Raw genomic sequence first — 16,616 nt, 5'->3', positions numbered from 1 at the left:
GAGGCCCCCGCACAGGCCGGGCACGGCTCCCCCTCGGACCGCGCCCGGCTCCCGCTCAGACCGCGCCCGGGCGGCCACAGGCGACCACGAACTCCCGCAGGATCCGCTCCCCCGCAGCGACCCCCCGCTCCGGGAGGGCGGTGATCGCCGGCGCCGTCCAGTCGGCCTCGGCCAGCTCCCCGTGGCCCGGCCGCCAGCCACGGTCGGCGGCGAGCAGCAGGTCGGCGTCGAGGAGGGAGTCACCGGCGGCGAGGGTCAGGAGCGCGCCGGTGCGTCGGGCCACCTCGCGCACGGCAGCGCTCTTGGTGAGCGGCTTCGGCACGGCGTAGATCTTGCGGCCCTGCAACGACACCGTCCAGCCGCGGCCCTCCGCCCAGACGGCGAGTTCCTTCACCCACTCCTCGGGCAGCAGCTCACGCTCCACCACCAGATAGGCGAACAGGTCCTCGGCGACCCGGTGCTTGCGGACCCAGACCGGATCGGCGGTGGCCGCCAGATACTCCCGCACCTCGTCCAGCGGCGCGCACTCGTCGGCGAGCCGCGCGGTCACGGCCGCGTGCCAGTCGGGGTCGGAGACACCGTCGACGAGCAGGTGCCCGCCGTTGGCGCAGATCGCGTACTCGGGCGCGGGGCCCGGCAGGTTGATGCGCTGGTACTGCTTGCGGGTGCGGGTCGTGGTGGGCACGAAGTGGGCCGTGTCGCCGAGCTCGGTGAGCAGCGCGGCGGCCGTCTCGGTCATGTACGACAGCGGCTTGGCCTCGTGCACCTCGACGCAGAGCAGCCGGGGCGCCCGCGCGTCCGGCATGGTCAGCGCGAGGGCGGCGGAGGAGTAGATCAGCGTACGGTCGAGATCGCTGGCGACGAGCACCCTGGGCGCGGACATCAGACCGTCACCGCCTTGCCGTCGGCGCCGGTCGCGCCGCGCGTGTACTTCGGGTGGATCAACCCCACGCAGGTGTAGGGGAGTTCGTCGACCTCCTCGACGGGCACCCCGCGCTGCTGGGCGAGCAGGCGTACGTGGTCGAGGTCGGCGCCCGCTCCGGCGCGCGCCAGGATCTTCCAGGGGACGCGGCGCAGCAGCACGCGGGTGGTCTCGCCGACGCCCGGCTTGACGAGGTTCACGTCGTGGATCTCGTACTCCTCGCTGATCCGCTCGACGGCCGCCCAGCCCTCCCAGGTGGGGGTACGGTCGGCGGCGAGGAGCTCCTTGGCCTGGGCGCAGGCCGCGTCGGCGACGTCGGGGAAGTGGGCGGCGACGGCGTCCAGGAAGTCGACGGAGACGTCGGAGCCGGCGAGCTCGCGGTAGAACTTCGCGCCGTGGAAGTCGTACTCGCCGACCAGGTCCGAGCGCAGCACGGTACGCGAAATCAGGCCTGAGACCGTCGAGTTGAGGCAGGCGGAGGGGATGAGGAAGTCCTCGCGGGTGCCGTACGTCCGCACGCACGAGCCCGGGTCGGCGAGGACCGCGATCTCCGGGTCGAAGCCGGTGACGCCCTCGGCGGACTCGAACTCCCTGACGGCCTCGGTGAGTTCGCGGGTGATGGCGCCCTTGCCGGTCCAGCCGTCGACGAACACGACGTCGGCCGGGTCGTGGTGGGCGGCCAGCCAGCGCAGCGCGTTGGCGTCGATGCCGCGGCCACGGACGATGGAGACGGCGTAGTGCGGCAGGTCGAGGCCGTGCCGGTGCTTGGCCCAGCGGCGCATCAGAACGCCGACCGGGGTGCCCGCGCGGGCCAGCGAGACGAGGACCGGACGCGGGGAGCGCTCGGCCAGCACCAGCTCGGTCACCGCGCCGACGGCCTGGGCGATCCGGGCGGCCGAGGTGCCCAGGGCCGCCTGGAACAGCTCCTGGTACTGGGGGCTGGGCTGGTACTCGACCGGCAGCGACTCCGCGTAGTGGGCGCCGCCGCTCTGGATCGCCTCCTCGCGCTCCTCGGTCGGCGCCTCCAGCGTCACGTCCGAGAGGTCCTGCAGCAGCCAGCCGACCTCGTCGGGCGCGTACGAGGAGAAGGCGGGGCCGCGGAGGGGCTCGGGGAGCATGGAGGGCCTTTCTGTGGACGGCCGTGCGGGGACGTACGACGGGACGACGGCGAGCAGGACGTTCGGGGTGTGCTCCGCGAGCTGGGCCAGCAGGCCGTCGGGGGCATGCAGGCCGGGCGTGTCGGCGGCGGAGTCGACCACGGCCACGACCGCGTCGAAACCGGCACCCGCGACGTTGTAGGCGTACCGCTCACCCGGTCCGTCGTCGGGGTCGTCGTGGGCCGGGAAGACGAGGCGCGTCCGTATGGCGTAACCGGGGTCGTCGAGGGCGAGCACCGGGGAGCGGGTGGTCGTGGAGTACCGCACCTCGGCGGGCACCACCTGCTCCAGCTCCCTGGCCAGCCTGAGCGGCGCGTACATCAGCTCTTCGAAGCCGAGTACGAGGACGCGCCGCGCCCCCTCCGGCAGCGCGTCGGCGACCCGCGCGGCCATGGCGGGCAGCGCCGCGTCCAGCCGTATTCGATGCCCGGGCGTGAACCCGTGCCGTCCCCCGTCGGGCAGGCCCCGGGGCCAGCCGAGCTCGACACGGGTGGCACCGGGGTGCCCCGGACGGCTGTCGGCGGACTCGGAGCGCTCGGTGATCTCGGTGGTCTCGTGTTCCGCCACCAGCGCCTGGCCCTTCTCCAGGACGCCCTCCGGGAGGTTCACGGTGCCCCTCGCCGCGGCGACCAGGTCCACCCGTGCGCCGATCTCCGTCGCGAACTCCGCCAGCCGGCCCAGGTCCGCGGCCGAGCGCATGTCGACCAGGGCCACGACCACATAGCGGTCGCGCGGATAGCGGGCGTGGAGGTCGCGGATGGTGTTGAGGACCGTGTTGCCGGTGGAGAACTCGTCGTCGACGAGGACCAGGGGGCCCGGGCCCGCCAGCAGACCGGGGTTCTCCGGCAGCAGGAGGTGGGAGGTGGCGTGGGAGTGGGACTCCTCGAAGCCGCCCGCCGTGTCGACGCCGGGGACGGGGCGGCGGGTCGAGTGGAGGTAGGGCGCGAGGCCCACGCCGTCGGCGACGGAGTGGCCGAGGCCGGTGGCCGTCTCGGCATACCCGAGGACGACGGCCGCGCGGGCGTCCTCGGTGCCGAGCAGCTCCCGCACCCGCCGGCCGAGCGCGAACCCGTGTCCGTACACCACGGACGGCGACTGCGGGACGTGCTTGCCGAGCACGTTCGACACGAGCAGATGCGCCCGGCGGGGGTTGCGCCGCAGCGCGAGCCCCAGCAGGTCGCTCAGCTCCTCGTCACCGACGAGCTCGACACCCAGTCGCTCGGCGACCCAGGTCCCCGTCCACACCACGTTCTTCATCGATTCCTTGTCGGTCGGTCGAGGTCGCTCGAGCCGGCGCGGTTCACGCAGGCAGGGCGGCCGCGAGCAGTTCCACGAAGCCGATGTCCTCGTTCGCCACACCGAACACCTCGGCGCGCTGGAGGGTGCGCTCGGCCCAGGCGCGGTGCGGCTTCACTTCATTCATTTTGTTCGTGTACGCCGACCGCAGCACGCCCCCGCCGCCCCGCTCGGGCCTGAGGATGTCCTGCGCGTCGCTGTACTCCTCGTGGCTGACCACGGACAGCGCGTGCACCGCCGGGACGTGCGAGGGGTGGATACAGGTCTTGCCGAGCAGACCGTTGGCCCGGTCGAGGGCTATCTCGCGCAGCAGCCCGTCCAGGTCGTGCTCGATCAGCGCCTCGCGCAGCTCCTCGACCTCGCCCTCCTGGAAGGGGCTGCGGCGCAGCTGCGGCTTGAACATGCGCTCCTGGACCCGGAAGTACTCCCACACGGGCCCGGTGACCGTGAACCCGGTGCCGTCCGAGCGCCCCAGCACGTTCACCACGTCCGCGATCACGGAGGCGACGATCTGGACGTCGTACGCGGTCATGTCGGGCGCCCTGCGCAGCCCGTACGCCGAGCAGAAGTCGGTGACGCCCAGGCGCAGCGCGAGGACGCGGTCGCGGTACTTGGCGACGACCCGGGAGATGCCCTCCAGGGTCTCCCGGCGGCTCTCCAGGTACAGCAGGCCGGGCGACTCCAGGACCGGCATCGCGAACAGCCGCCGGCCGCTCGCGGACTCGGCCGCGGTGAGCGCCTCCATGAACGGGACGCCCCGCTCCTCGGTGAACTTCGGCAGGACGAACCCGGACAGCAGCCGCACGGACGCGCCGAGCCGCCGGACCAGGTCCGGGATCTGCCCGGGCTCACGGACCCGTACGAACAGCAGCGGGAGCCCGTCGGTCTCCGGCCGTCCGGCGAGGTCGGCGAACTGCCGGACCAGGTTCTCCTCGGCGCCCACGACCTCGGCGTCGTCGATCGAGTCCTCCAGGCACAGCACCATGGAGACCACGCCGCGCCCGGCCTGCTTGACGACGTCGTCGGCGAGGTGGGGTCTGGTCGCGGGGCTGTACAGGGTGGCGCCGAGGGCCGCCGCGAGCACGCGGGCGGGCGAGTCGGCGGTGAAGACGCACGGCTCCCGGTAGAAGAGACGCTGCCGCTCTTCAGGGGCGATGTGCCCGAAATGACGCATGAAACTCCCCCGTGGCGGCTAGGCGGACTTACGTGAGGTGGCCGGTAATAGTACGTACAAATCCATGTCAGTCGTTCCCACCAGGCGTGAAGTTCTGGTAACTCGGCCATGTCGGTTGCCCGCGCATCCCGACCGGGAATCCTTACCCCCGCGTTGTCGTGACCAGGACCGAGAGGGCAGGATGACCGCATGACGCACGCGATGCTGAAGGGGTCGAACGTCCCGCTGGACGCCACAGCGGTACGTGCCGTGCTGCGCTGGACGCCCGGGCAGGGTGTCCCCGATGTCGATGTCTCGGCGCTGCTCCTCGGTCCCGACGGTCGTGTGCGATCCGACGAGGACTTCGTCTTCTACAACCAGCCACGCCATCCCTCGGGCAAGGTGTGGCGACTTGGCAAGAAACGCGTCGCCGAGGGCCTCACCGACACCATCCAGACGGATCTGGCGGGTGTCGAGTCCGGTGTCGGACAGATTCTGCTGGTCGCATCGGCGGACGGCGTCACCTTCGACCAGGTACGCGCCCTACGCATCCTGCTGTACGACGCGTCCGGCACGACCGGCACGACTGGCACCACCGGCTCGGACGGTGAGCCGCTGGCCTACTTCGACATCAAGCCGGAGACGGGTACGGAGACGGCGCTGATCTGCGGCGAACTGTACCGGCGCGGTCAGGTCTGGAAGTTCCGGGCGCTCGGCGAGGGCTATCCGAACGGTCTGGAGGGGCTCGCCTCCGACTTCGGGATCACGGTGGACGAGTCCGAGCCGGAGGCCGTCGCGCCCGTGCCCGACGTCACCGCCTGGGCGGACCCCGCGGCCTCCCCGGAGACCTCGGTGCCGCTCCCGCCCGAGCAGTCCGCCCCGGTGCCCCAGCAGCCCGCCTACGGCTATCCGGGGCCCGCGCAGACGGCCCCCGCCCAGCCCGCGTACGGCTACCCCCAGCCGGCCAGCCAGCCCGCCTACGGCTACCCGGGGCCCCAGACGGCCCCGGCCGTCCAGCCGGCCTACGGCTTCCCGCAGGCGGTCGGCTCCCTCCCCGACCCGGATTTCAGGCTGCCGCCGCAGGGGCCACAGTTCATCGGACGCTAGGAAAGCGCCCCGAAAGGGGCGTGGAGCTGTATTCGACCATCAACGGTCGGCCTTGGACTTGTACCCCCGCCCCCACTGCAACCCCCACCCGTACAACCGGTCCAGCTCCGCCTGGAACCCGTACACGAACTTCACCTCACGCCGCACGGTGATCTCGCCCTTGTTGTTCTCGATCATCACCACCGCGCAGGAGCGGGCCTGCGGATGCCGCTCGTCGAGGCCGATCTCGATCCGGGGCCCGTTGCTCGGGTAGAGCGTGATGATGGCGTGCGTACGGTCGAAGGCGGGCGTCTGGTCGTAGATGTACACGAAGACCAGGAGCCGCTTGATGTCGTCGCGATGGTCGAGGTTGACGTAGGCCGTCTCGCCGGACGCCGAACCGAACCGGTCGTCACCGCTGAGCTTCACATACGGCGGGTCGTTGATGTCGCCGAGGAAGTTGCCCAGGGGCTGCACCACGCCCTTGGTGCCGTCCGCGAGCTCGTACATCACGCCCAGGTCGAGGTCGACGTTCACCATGCTCTGGGTGTGTGCCTGGACCACGTCCGGCTTGAAGGTCTTGAAGGGGTGCCGCAGCAGGCTGCCCCGCTGCTGGCCGCCGCCGATGTCCGACGTACGCATGCGCCAGGACAGGTTGATGCGCAGGTTGCCGGTGGCTGCGCCCTGCTTGGTGAGCGAGACCGTGTGGTTCCGCTTGGTCAGTTCTATGGAGTTGGTGGCGGCACTGCCGGAGTCGAAGTCCGTCGAGCGTCCGCGCCACAGGTCGTCCCAGAAGCCCATTGCCTTGTCCCGCCCCCACGTTGCCTGGATATGCGACGGGGCGGCCACGAGGACTCGTCCTCGACGGCCGCCCCGCTCAGAGCGTTCCCGGAATCACGCTCCCGGACTCACACCCCGGACGAGACCTCAGTCTTGTCGTCCGAGGCCGTCGCTTTTCCCTCGGCCGCCGCGAGCGCCGTGTTGCGACGCACCGAGGACCAGAAGGACCAGGCGATCAGGACGACACCGACGAGACCGGTGATGACCTCGTGGATCTGGTACTGGATGGTGACCAGGAGGATCACGGCGAGGGCGCCGATGGCGTAGTGCGCGCCGTGCTCCAGGTAGACGTAGTCGTCGAGGGTGCCCTGGCGGACCAGGTAGACCGTGAGCGAGCGGACGTACATGGCGCCGATGCCGAGGCCGAGCGCCATCAGCACGATGTCGTTGGTGATGGCGAAGGCGCCGATGACACCGTCGAAGGAGAAGGACGCGTCCAGGACCTCGAGGTAGAGGAACATGAAGAACGCGGCCTGACCGGCGAGGACGACGGCCGGCTTCTTCTTGCCGGTCCGCGCGGCCTCCTCCTCTTCCTCGTGCTCCCGCTCCTCCTCTTCCTCGAGCTTGTCCTCGAAGTAGCCGGAGAGTCCGCCGACGACCATGTACGTGATCAGGCCCGCGATGCCGGCGATCAGCACCGTCTGCGCCTTGTCGATGTGCGCGCCGCCGTGCTGGTGGGCGTGGACCGCGAAGGTCATGGAGGAGACCAGCAGCACGACCAGGGCGATGCAGACCGACAGCATGTCGACCTTGCCGAGCTTGGCCAGCGGACGCTCGATCCAGCGCAGCCACTGGATGTCCCGGTCCTCGAAGATGAAGTCGAGGAAGATCATCAGAAGGAACATGCCACCGAAGGCGGCGATCGCCGGGTGGGCGTCCGTGACCAGCTGCTGGTACTGGTCCTTGTCGGTCAGCGCGAGGTTGACCGCCTCGATCGGGCCCTTCTTGGCCGTGACCGCCACGATCACGACAGGGAAGACCAGTCGCATGCCGAAGACGGCGATCAGCACACCCACCGTGAGGAAGATCTTCTGCCAGAAGGCATTCATCTTCTTCAGGATCCCGGCATTGACCACCGCGTTGTCGAAGGACAGCGAGATCTCCAGGATGGCCAGGATCGCCACGATGCCAAAGGCGGTCCACCCCCCGTAGATCACCGCTGCGACCAAGCCGAGCGCGGTGACCGCAAACGACCAGCCGAAGGTTTTCAGAAGCACTGGCTACCCAATCATCGTGTATGTACGGGTCTCCCCCGCGCCGTACTCGGCTTTACCTACTGTTGACCACGAAGTCTAGAGGGCCGCCCCTTCGGCTGACTCGGGCGGGCCCTAGGAAACATTGACTCCGAAGTCGAGCGCGATGCCGCGCAGACCGGACGCGTACCCCTGTCCGACCGCTCGGAACTTCCACTCCTGGTTGTAGCGGTAGACCTCGCCGAAGATCATCGCCGTTTCCGTCGAGGCGTCCTCGGACAGGTCGTAGCGGGCGAGCTCCTGGCCGTCGGCCTGGTTGACCACGCGGATGAACGCGTTGCTGACCTGGCCGAAGGTCTGACCGCGGTTGTCGGCCTCGTGGATGGAGACCGGGAAGACGATCTTGTCGACGTTGGCCGGCACCTTGGAGAGGTCGATCAGGATCGACTCGTCGTCGCCCTCGCCCTCACCCGTGAGGTTGTCACCGGTGTGCTCCACGGAGCCGTCCGGGCTCTTGAGCTGGTTGTAGAAGATGAACCACTCGTCGCCGAGCACCCGGCCGGAATTGCACAGCAGGGCGCTGGCGTCGAGGTCGAAGTCGGCTCCGGTGGTGGAGCGCGCGTCCCAGCCGAGCCCGATCATCACATGCGTGAGGTTGGGTGCGGCCTTGGAGAGGGAGACATTGCCTCCCTTGGCGAGCGTGACGCCCATGATGCTGGTCCTCCCCGAGGTCAAACTTTTAGTTGTGCCGCGCGACCTGCGCGCGGTGGTCCAGCGGGTCCGGCGCCGCACATGAAGCGTGCGGCGCCGGGCCTGGAGCCGAAGGCCGTACGGCTCAGACGTTCACGTCGGACGGTCGCGTCAAACGTTCAGACCAAACGTTCGCGTCCGACGTGTCCCCGTCCGACGGTCGTGTCAGACGTTGACGCCGAAGTCCTGCGCGATGCCGCGCAGGCCCGAGGCGTAGCCCTGGCCGATGGCGCGGAACTTCCACTCCGGGCCGTTGCGGTACAGCTCGCCGAAGACCATGGCGGTCTCCGTCGAGGCGTCCTCGGAGAGGTCGTAGCGCGCGATCTCCGCCTCGCCGGCCTGGTTCACCACGCGAATGAACGCGTTGCGGACCTGGCCGAAGGACTGCTGGCGGTTCTCGGCGTCGTAGATGGAGACCGGGAACACGATCTTCTGGACGTCGGCGGGCACGGCGGCGAGGTTGACCTTGATCTGCTCGTCGTCGCCCTCGCCCTCACCGGTGATGTTGTCCCCGGTGTGCTCGACCGAACCGTCCGGGCTCTTCAGGTTGTTGAAGAACACGAAGTTCTGGTCGGTGCTCACCTTGCCGTCCGCATTCGTGAGGATGGCGCTGGCGTCGAGGTCGAAGTCGACGCCGGTGGTGGTTCGGGCGTCCCATCCCAGACCGACGATGACCGCGGTCAGTCCCGGGGCCTCCTTGGTCAGCGATACGTTGCCGCCCTTGCTGAGGCTGACTCCCACGAGTCCTCCCAATGGTGTCCAGGGGCGGGGAGCCCCGTCGTGCGTTGGTATCGGATCAACGTTTCGATCCTAGTGACGGGTTCCCGCACCCTGCAGGCCCTGCGACCGAACAATCACAGGGTGTCGGGCTCACAGAGTGTCGAGCGCCTTCACGTACTCGTTCAGGTCACGCGCGTCCGGCAGACCGTTGACGACGGTCCAGCGGACGACGCCCGCCTTGTCGATGATGAAGGTGCCGCGCACGGCACAACCCTTGTCCTCGTCGAAGACGCCGTACGCGCGCGAAGTGTTGCCGTGCGGCCAGAAATCGGAGAGAAGCGGGTACTCCAGGCCCTCCTGCTCGCCGAAGACGCGCAGGGTGTGGATGGAGTCGTTGGAGACGGCCAGCAGCTGGACGTCGTCGTTGACGAACTTCGGCAGTTCGTCGCGCAGGGCACACAGCTCGCCGGTGCACACGCCGGTGAAGGCGAACGGGTAGAAGAGCAGCACCACGTTCTTCTCACCGCGGAAGTCGGACAGCTTCACGGTGGCGCCGTGGTTGTCCTTGAGCTCGAAGTCCGGTGCCTCGGTGCCGACCTCGATCGCCATAGTCACACGCTCCCCTTCCAAGGGCCTGTTCGGGTGAACCCCACCCTACGCAGCACCCCCCGCCCCACCCGCCGCACCCCGACCACGTGCCCCACGCGCCACCTCCGGTACGCGCCTCGCACCCGCGCGACCGAGCCCGCTCGTCCGGGGCACAACGCTTTGCGGGGGCTGCCGCCATTCGGGTGGGGTGTTGTCTCGGAGGCCGGCGTTCCGGCCCGGGGACCGCGGCGGTGAGGTGGTCCGGCGTGGCTGCTCCTCGCCTCCCCCACAGGCCCCGGGGCATGGGGGAGGCCCCCGGCGGCGGGGACGCCGACGGGGGCCTCTTGGGTGGTTTGTGCGGCAGACGGAGCGAGAGCTCAGCGCTTCGACTTGGGCGTGGCCAGACGCGTGCCCGACCACTCCTTCCCGACCGAGATGCTCTTCGTCTGGGAGAGGCCGGCAGTCTGGGCGGCGTCACTGATGTCGCTGGGTTCGACGTAGCCGTCCCGGCCGGTCTTCGGGGTCAGCAGCCAGATCATGCCGCCGTCCTCAAGGAGACCGATGGCGTCCACCAGAGCGTCCGTAAGGTCGCCGTCCTCGTCGCGGAACCACAGCAACACGACGTCAGCGACGTCGTCGTAGTCCTCGTCGACCAGGTCCTGGCCGATCAACGATTCGATACCTTCACGGAGCTCGTGGTCAACGTCGTCGTCGAAGCCGATCTCCTGGACCACCTGTCCGGGCTCGAACCCCAGCCTGCCGGCCGGGTTGGTCCGCTCCTCCGCGTGGTCCGCGGTCGCGCTCACGGCTTGCCTCCTGATCATGTTTCGGTAGATGTCTCAGCCACGCGCGTACGCGAAGCATTGGCCGTAGTCCACACGGGCGGGGCGGATCGCGCAAGTACCCGGCCGTCGAGACCGCCGAAACGGTGACGATCCCGGCGGTGTCGGCGCAACCCCAGGCGTGGATTCAAGGCCATAAGTGACGCACACCACACCCTTCTGCCCCATTTATGAATTTCGGAACCCTTGGAGCGTACGAGGCCCGAACGACTTTGCGGAACGCGTCACGGAGTGAGCGTATCGTTGCGTTTTGGTCGGGCACGTCCCAACGAACTGCAGGAATGTGTTGGTTACCTCTCGGTAGAGATGACGATTCCGTTCCCGAGGTACACGATGGGGAACGGTGCAGACAGACCGAAAAACCGCCTCAGACAGCCTCCCAGACAACCGCTCGGGCAGCCCTCACACGCCCCTCTGACAGTGAAGGAACAGCGTGGCTTCCGGATCCGATCGCAATCCGATCATCATTGGCGGCCTTCCCAGTCAGGTCCCGGACTTCGACCCCGAAGAGACCCAGGAGTGGCTCGACTCCCTCGACGCCGCCGTCGACGAGCGTGGCCGTGAGCGCGCCCGCTATCTGATGCTGCGGCTGATCGAAAGGGCCCGCGAGAAGCGCGTGGCCGTGCCCGAGATGCGCAGCACGGACTACGTCAACACGATCGCCACCAAGGACGAGCCCTTCTTCCCCGGCAACGAGGAGATCGAGCGCAAGGTCCTCAACGCCACCCGCTGGAACGCCGCCGTGATGGTCTCGCGCGCCCAGCGTCCCGGCATCGGCGTCGGCGGTCACATCGCCACCTTCGCCTCCTCCGCCTCGCTCTACGACGTCGGCTTCAACCACTTCTTCCGTGGCAAGGACGAGGGCGACGGCGGCGACCAGATCTTCTTCCAGGGGCACGCCTCCCCCGGTATCTACGCCCGCGCGTTCCTCCTCGACCGGCTCTCCGAGCAGCAGCTCGACGCGTTCCGGCAGGAGAAGTCGAAGGCTCCGTACGGTCTGTCCTCGTACCCGCACCCGCGCCTGATGCCGGGCTTCTGGGAGTTCCCGACCGTCTCCATGGGCCTCGGTCCACTCGGCGCGATCTTCCAGGCGCGGATGAACCGCTACATGGAGGCGCGCGGCATCGCGGACACCTCCAAGTCACACGTCTGGGCGTTCCTCGGGGACGGCGAGATGGACGAGCCGGAATCGCTCGGACAGCTGTCCATCGCCGCTCGAGAGGGTCTGGACAACCTGACCTTCGTCGTCAACTGCAACCTCCAGCGCCTCGACGGCCCGGTACGCGGCAACGGAAAGATCATCCAGGAGCTGGAGTCCCAGTTCCGGGGCGCCGGCTGGAACGTCATCAAGCTGGTCTGGGACCGCACCTGGGACCCGCTGCTCGCGCAGGACCGCGACGGCGTGCTGGTCAACAAGCTGAACACCACCCCGGACGGCCAGTTCCAGACGTACGCCACCGAGACGGGCGACTACATCCGCCGGCACTTCTTCGGTGACGACCACCGGCTGCGGGCGATGGTCGAGAACATGACCGACGACCAGATCCTGCACCTGGGGCGCGGCGGCCACGACCACAAGAAGATCTTCGCGGCGTTCTCGGCGGCCAAGGCGCACAAGGGCCAGCCGACGGTGATCCTGGCGCAGACGGTCAAGGGCTGGACGCTCGGCCCGAACTTCGAGGGCCGCAACGCCACACACCAGATGAAGAAGCTGACGGTCGACGACCTCAAGGGCTTCCGGGACCGTCTGCACCTGCCGATCTCCGACAAGGAGCTGGAGTCCGGCGCGCCGCCGTACTACCACCCGGGCCGCAACTCGGAAGAGATCCAGTACATGCACGACCGCCGCAAGGGGCTCGGCGGATACGTCCCCACGCGCGTCGTACGGTCGCAGCCGCTGGCCCTGCCGGACGACAAGGCGTACGCGAGTGTGAAGAAGGGCTCCGGTCAGCAGTCGATCGCCACGACCATGGCGTTCGTTCGACTGCTGAAGGACCTCATGCGGGACAAGGAGATCGGCAAGCGGTTCGTGCTGATCGCGCCCGACGAGTACCGCACGTTCGGCATGGACTCGTTCTTCCCGAGCGCGAAGATCTACAACCCGCTCGGCCAGCAGTACGAGTCCGTGGACCGCGATCTGCTTCTGGCCTACAAGGAGTCGCCGACCGGTCAGATGCTGCACGACGGCATCTCCGAGGCGGGCTGCACGGCCTCGCTGATCGCCGCGGGTTCGGCGTACGCCACACACGGCGAGCCGCTGATCCCGGTCTACGTCTTCTACTCGATGTTCGGTTTCCAGCGCACCGGTGACCAGTTCTGGCAGATGGCCGACCAGTTGGCGCGCGGTTTCGTCCTGGGCGCGACCGCCGGCCGTACGACTCTGACCGGTGAGGGCCTTCAGCACGCGGACGGCCACTCGCAGCTGCTCGCCTCGACCAACCCGGGCTGTGTCGCGTATGACCCGGCGTTCGGGTTCGAGATCGCGCACATCGTCAAGGACGGTCTGCGCCGGATGTACGGCTCGTCCGACGAACACCCGCACGGCGAGGACGTCTTCTACTACCTCACCGTCTACAACGAGCCGATCCAGCACCCGGCCGAGCCCGCGAACGTCGACGTGGACGGCATCCTCAAGGGCATCCACCGCTACTCGGAAGGGACTTCGGGTTCCGTCCCGGCGCAGATCCTGGCGTCCGGTGTCGCCGTGCCGTGGGCGGTCGAGGCGCAGCGGATCCTCGCCGAGGAGTGGAACGTACGCGCCGACGTCTGGTCGGCGACCTCCTGGAACGAGCTGCGGCGCGAGGCCGTCGACGTGGAGCGGCACAATCTGCTGCACCCCGAGGAGGAGCAGCGCGTCCCCTATGTGACGCAGAAGCTGAGCGGCGCCGAGGGTCCGTTCGTGGCCGTCTCCGACTGGATGCGATCGGTTCCGGACCAGATCTCGCGGTGGGTGCCGGGCACGTACCAGTCGCTGGGCGCGGACGGCTTCGGCTTCGCGGACACGCGCGGCGCGGCGCGGCGCTTCTTCCACATCGACGCGCAGTCGATCGTGGTCGCGGTGCTGACCGAGCTGGCCCGTGAGGGCAAGGTCGACCGGTCGGTGCTGAAGCAGGCGATCGACCGCTATCAGCTGCTCGACGTGGCGTCGGCCGACCCGGGAGCCGCGGGCGGCGACGCGTAGGCGCTCCGCGGAGCGCCGGGGAAACAAACGACAGGAACAAGAGGCGCGGGGAGCTGGCCAGCCGGTTTCCCGTGCCTCTTGCGTGTGCTGTGTGCACCTACGATGCGGACATGAACGAGCAATCGGTGCAGGTCCGTTGGGAGCGGCTCACGCAGCGGCCCCTGCTGGGACTCGCGGTGGCCTTCGCCGTCGCCTATGCCGTGCCGATCGTGGACAGCGACGCGAGCCGTGGCCTGACGGGCGCGTGCACGGCCGTGGAGTGGACGGTGTGGGGCGCGTTCGCCGCCGACTATCTCGTGCGCCTCATACTCGTCCGGGACCGCAAGGACTTCGTCCGTACGCACTGGATGGACCTGTGCGCGGTGATCCTGCCGATCCTCCAGCCGCTGCGGCTGCTGCGGCTCGTCGCGACGCTCACGCTCGTCGGGCGGCGGGCTCGGATGGATCAGCAGATCCGGCTGACGACCTACGTCGGGGGCGCGGTCGTCGGGCTGCTGATGTTCGGCTCGCTCGCGGTGCTGTCGGTGGAGCGGGAGTCGCCGAACGGGAACATCAAGACACTGGGTGACGCCGTGTGGTGGTCGTTCACCACGATGACGACGGTGGGGTACGGGGATCACGCGCCGACCACCGGCCTCGGGCGGATGATCGCGGTCGGGCTGATGCTCTCCGGGATCGCGCTGCTCGGTGTCGTGACCGCGAACATCGCCGCGTGGTTCATCTCGCGGTTCGAGAAGGACGACGTGGAGGAGCGGCGGCAGACGGCGGCGATCGAGTCGCTCACGGAGGAAGTGCGGGCGCTCCGCGCCGAAGTGGCTGCGCTGGCTGGTGGGGTTCGGCACCCGGTGCCAGAGGGTGCGGAAGAGCATTCGCGCTAGCGCGCGGGGGGTTCGTTGCCTGGTGCGGGTCCGATGTGGCTGGTCGCGCAGTTCCCCGCGCCCCTGAGGGGGCGCCCTGGCCGGGCGCCCCACCCGCCCTCTCCGGACTGCGGGCGCGCCGCCCCCCTCCGGCAGCGCGCCGCAGTTCCGGTGGTCCTCCCATGTCGTGCGGAGGACTTGACCCACTGTGACGCGCGACGGCTGCCGGTGGGAGGGATCTTCAGCGGTGTCACCCAGATAGGTGAAACCTGTACAAAAAACGGCTGGTCGGACGCGCAGACTCAGATATGGCCGGCGCCCGCCCCCGCCGCCTCGGCGTTCTCGCCCCGCTTGGTGAGGAGCGCGACGAAGACCGCCACGACGGCGACCCCGGCGGCGACCAGGCAGGCCAGGCTCATGCCGGAGATGAACGTGTCGTGGGCGACGGTCGTGATCTTCTCGGCGAGTGCGGCCGGGGTGCCCGGGGCGACCGGTGCGGCGCCGACCTGGACGGCTTCGGAGGCCTGGTCGAGCTGGGCCGGGGTGAGCGGCGGCAGCTTGGCGTCGGCCCAGTTGCCCGCGAGGTCGCCGTCGACCTTGGAGGCCATCACGGCGCCCAGCACGGCCGTACCGAGGCTGCCGCCGATCTGCATCGCGGCCTGCTGGAGACCGCCGGCCACGCCGGAGAGCTCCATCGGCGCGTTGCCCACGATGACCTCGGTGGCGCCGACCATGACCGGCGCGAGGCCGAGACCGAGACCGGCGAACCAGAGCGACATCACGGCACCGCTGGTGCCCGTGTCCAGCGTGGACATGCCGTACATGGAGATCGCGGTGAGGGCCATGCCGCCCGCCAGCGGGATGCGCGGACCCGTCTTGGTGATCAGGGCGCCGGCCAGCGGCGAGCCCACGATCATCATTCCGGTGAGCGGGAGGAGGTGCAGACCTGCGTCGACCGGGCTCATGCCGTGCACGTTCTGCAAGTAGAACGTGACAAAGAAAAGGCCGCCCAGGAAGGCGATGGCCATCAGCACCATGAGGACCACACCGGCCGACAGCGGTACGGAGCGGAACAGCCCCAGCGGGATCAGCGGCTCCTCGACCCGCTTCTCCCACAGGGCGAAGAGCACGAAGCCGAGCACCGAGGCGCCCAGGAACGTCCAGGTCAGGCCGGAGCCCCAGCCCCAGGTCGGGGCCTTGATGAGCGCCCAGACCAGGCAGAACATGGCGCCGGAGAGCAGCGCGATGCCCAGGACGTCGAAGGAGCGGGGGGCGTTCTCGGCGCGGTGGTCGAGGAGGATCATCAGGCCGAGGACCAGCGCGATGACGCCCACCGGCACATTGATGAAGAACACCGACTGCCAGCTGACGTGCTGGACCAGCAGACCGCCGAGGATCGGGCCGCCCGCGGTGGAGGCGCCGATGACCATGCCCCAGATGCCGATCGCCATGTTCAGCTTCTCGGCCGGGAAGGTGGCCCTCAGCAGGCCGAGCGCGGCCGGCATCAGCAGCGCGCCGAACAGACCCTGGAGGACGCGGAAGGTGACGACCAGGGCGATGCTGCTGGAGAAGCCGATCGCGCCGGAGGCCGCGGCGAAACCGACCACGCCTATGAGGAAGGTCTGACGGTGCCCGAAGCGGTCACCGAGCTTGCCCGCGGTGATCAGGGTGACCGCGAGCGCGAGGAAGTAGCCGTTGGTGATCCACTGGACGTCGGCGAAGCTCGCGCCCAGGTCCTTCTGGATGGCCGGGTTGGCGATGGCCACGATGGTGCCGTCCAGGGCGACCATCATGACGCCGACGGCAACGGTGAACAGGGTGAACCACGGATGGCCGCGCAGCCCGTCGGACGGCGCCTTGTCCGACGGAGCGACCGGAGCCTTGTCCCCCGAACCCGTCGTGTCGATGGTGGTCTGACTAGTCATACCTTCGAGGCTAGTGACAGCCGCTGACAGTTGACAAACCAATTCACAAGTCGGTAACTGTCACGTCACCCACCAGTACGCTGAGCTGGGCTGAAAGAACAGAAGA

At 69.0% G+C, this 16,616-nt stretch carries 13 protein-coding genes; 3 read left to right on the top strand and 10 right to left on the bottom strand.

Translation table 11 applies throughout. The features are described from left to right. Positions 1-55: 55 nt before the first annotated feature. The 3 genes from ACFVWD_RS29380 to ACFVWD_RS29370 are packed head-to-tail and all read right to left on the bottom strand — an operon-like array spanning position 56 to position 4,549. Positions 56-883 carry an HAD family hydrolase gene (locus tag ACFVWD_RS29380; RefSeq protein WP_389600387.1) on the bottom strand — a complete coding sequence of 276 codons (828 nt, stop codon included), beginning with the start codon at positions 881-883 and terminating at the stop codon, positions 56-58. Beyond that, entirely contained in the window at positions 883-3,336 is a 2,454-nt protein-coding gene (locus ACFVWD_RS29375; RefSeq protein WP_389600385.1) for a phosphoribosyltransferase, read from the bottom strand. Before ACFVWD_RS29375 ends, ACFVWD_RS29380 begins: the two co-directional genes overlap by 1 nt. A gap of 43 nt (positions 3,337-3,379) precedes the next feature. After that, positions 3,380-4,549, bottom strand: a complete 1,170-nt coding sequence (locus tag ACFVWD_RS29370) for an HpcH/HpaI aldolase/citrate lyase family protein (protein ID WP_389600384.1) — start codon at positions 4,547-4,549, stop codon at positions 3,380-3,382. Positions 4,550-4,738: 189 nt separating this feature from the next. Between ACFVWD_RS29370 and ACFVWD_RS29365 the strand changes: the two genes are divergently transcribed. Beyond that, positions 4,739-5,635 (top strand): TerD family protein, encoded by an 897-nt coding sequence (locus tag ACFVWD_RS29365; RefSeq protein WP_389600382.1) that lies wholly within the window; start codon positions 4,739-4,741, stop codon positions 5,633-5,635. Positions 5,636-5,674: 39 nt separating this feature from the next. On the opposite strand, the gene ACFVWD_RS29360 is transcribed toward ACFVWD_RS29365, so the two are convergent. The 6 genes from ACFVWD_RS29360 to ACFVWD_RS29335 all read right to left on the bottom strand — a co-directional run bounded on the left by ACFVWD_RS29360 (position 5,675) and on the right by ACFVWD_RS29335 (position 10,511). Next, positions 5,675-6,415, bottom strand: coding sequence for a Tellurium resistance (locus tag ACFVWD_RS29360; RefSeq protein ID WP_168500987.1), 741 nt, complete (start codon positions 6,413-6,415; stop codon positions 5,675-5,677). Positions 6,416-6,522: 107 nt separating this feature from the next. Beyond that, complete coding sequence (locus ACFVWD_RS29355) at positions 6,523-7,671, bottom strand: DUF475 domain-containing protein (protein WP_389600380.1); 1,149 nt, start codon at positions 7,669-7,671, stop codon at positions 6,523-6,525. Positions 7,672-7,782: 111 nt separating this feature from the next. Continuing rightward, a complete protein-coding gene (locus tag ACFVWD_RS29350; protein ID WP_101405384.1) occupies positions 7,783-8,358 on the bottom strand; it encodes a TerD family protein in 576 nt (191 codons plus the stop codon). A gap of 204 nt (positions 8,359-8,562) precedes the next feature. Then, positions 8,563-9,138, bottom strand: a complete 576-nt coding sequence (locus ACFVWD_RS29345) for a TerD family protein (RefSeq protein ID WP_054230998.1) — start codon at positions 9,136-9,138, stop codon at positions 8,563-8,565. Positions 9,139-9,267: 129 nt separating this feature from the next. Continuing rightward, positions 9,268-9,726 (bottom strand): peroxiredoxin, encoded by a 459-nt coding sequence (locus tag ACFVWD_RS29340; protein WP_067369436.1) that lies wholly within the window; start codon positions 9,724-9,726, stop codon positions 9,268-9,270. Positions 9,727-10,082: 356 nt separating this feature from the next. After that, positions 10,083-10,511: a DUF3052 domain-containing protein gene (locus ACFVWD_RS29335; RefSeq protein ID WP_054231000.1), complete on the bottom strand. Its 429-nt coding sequence runs from the start codon at positions 10,509-10,511 to the stop codon at positions 10,083-10,085. A gap of 469 nt (positions 10,512-10,980) precedes the next feature. Between ACFVWD_RS29335 and aceE the strand changes: the two genes are divergently transcribed. Next, positions 10,981-13,728 (top strand): pyruvate dehydrogenase (acetyl-transferring), homodimeric type, encoded by a 2,748-nt coding sequence (gene aceE, locus ACFVWD_RS29330; protein WP_389600378.1) that lies wholly within the window; start codon positions 10,981-10,983, stop codon positions 13,726-13,728. Between the two features lie 110 nt (positions 13,729-13,838). Then, positions 13,839-14,606 (top strand): potassium channel family protein, encoded by a 768-nt coding sequence (locus ACFVWD_RS29325; RefSeq protein WP_389600376.1) that lies wholly within the window; start codon positions 13,839-13,841, stop codon positions 14,604-14,606. Positions 14,607-14,887: 281 nt separating this feature from the next. Here the strand turns inward: ACFVWD_RS29325 and ACFVWD_RS29320 are convergent, their stop codons facing one another. Further along, positions 14,888-16,510 (bottom strand): MFS transporter, encoded by a 1,623-nt coding sequence (locus ACFVWD_RS29320; RefSeq protein WP_389600374.1) that lies wholly within the window; start codon positions 16,508-16,510, stop codon positions 14,888-14,890. Positions 16,511-16,616: the final 106 nt, after the last annotated feature.

The organism is Streptomyces sp. NPDC058086 (assembly GCF_042885015.1).
In the GTDB taxonomy this organism is placed as follows: Bacteria; Actinomycetota; Actinomycetes; order Streptomycetales; family Streptomycetaceae; genus Streptomyces.
The sequence above is the reverse complement of the archived record's forward strand: the minus strand, read 5'-3'. Positions and strand labels throughout refer to the sequence as shown.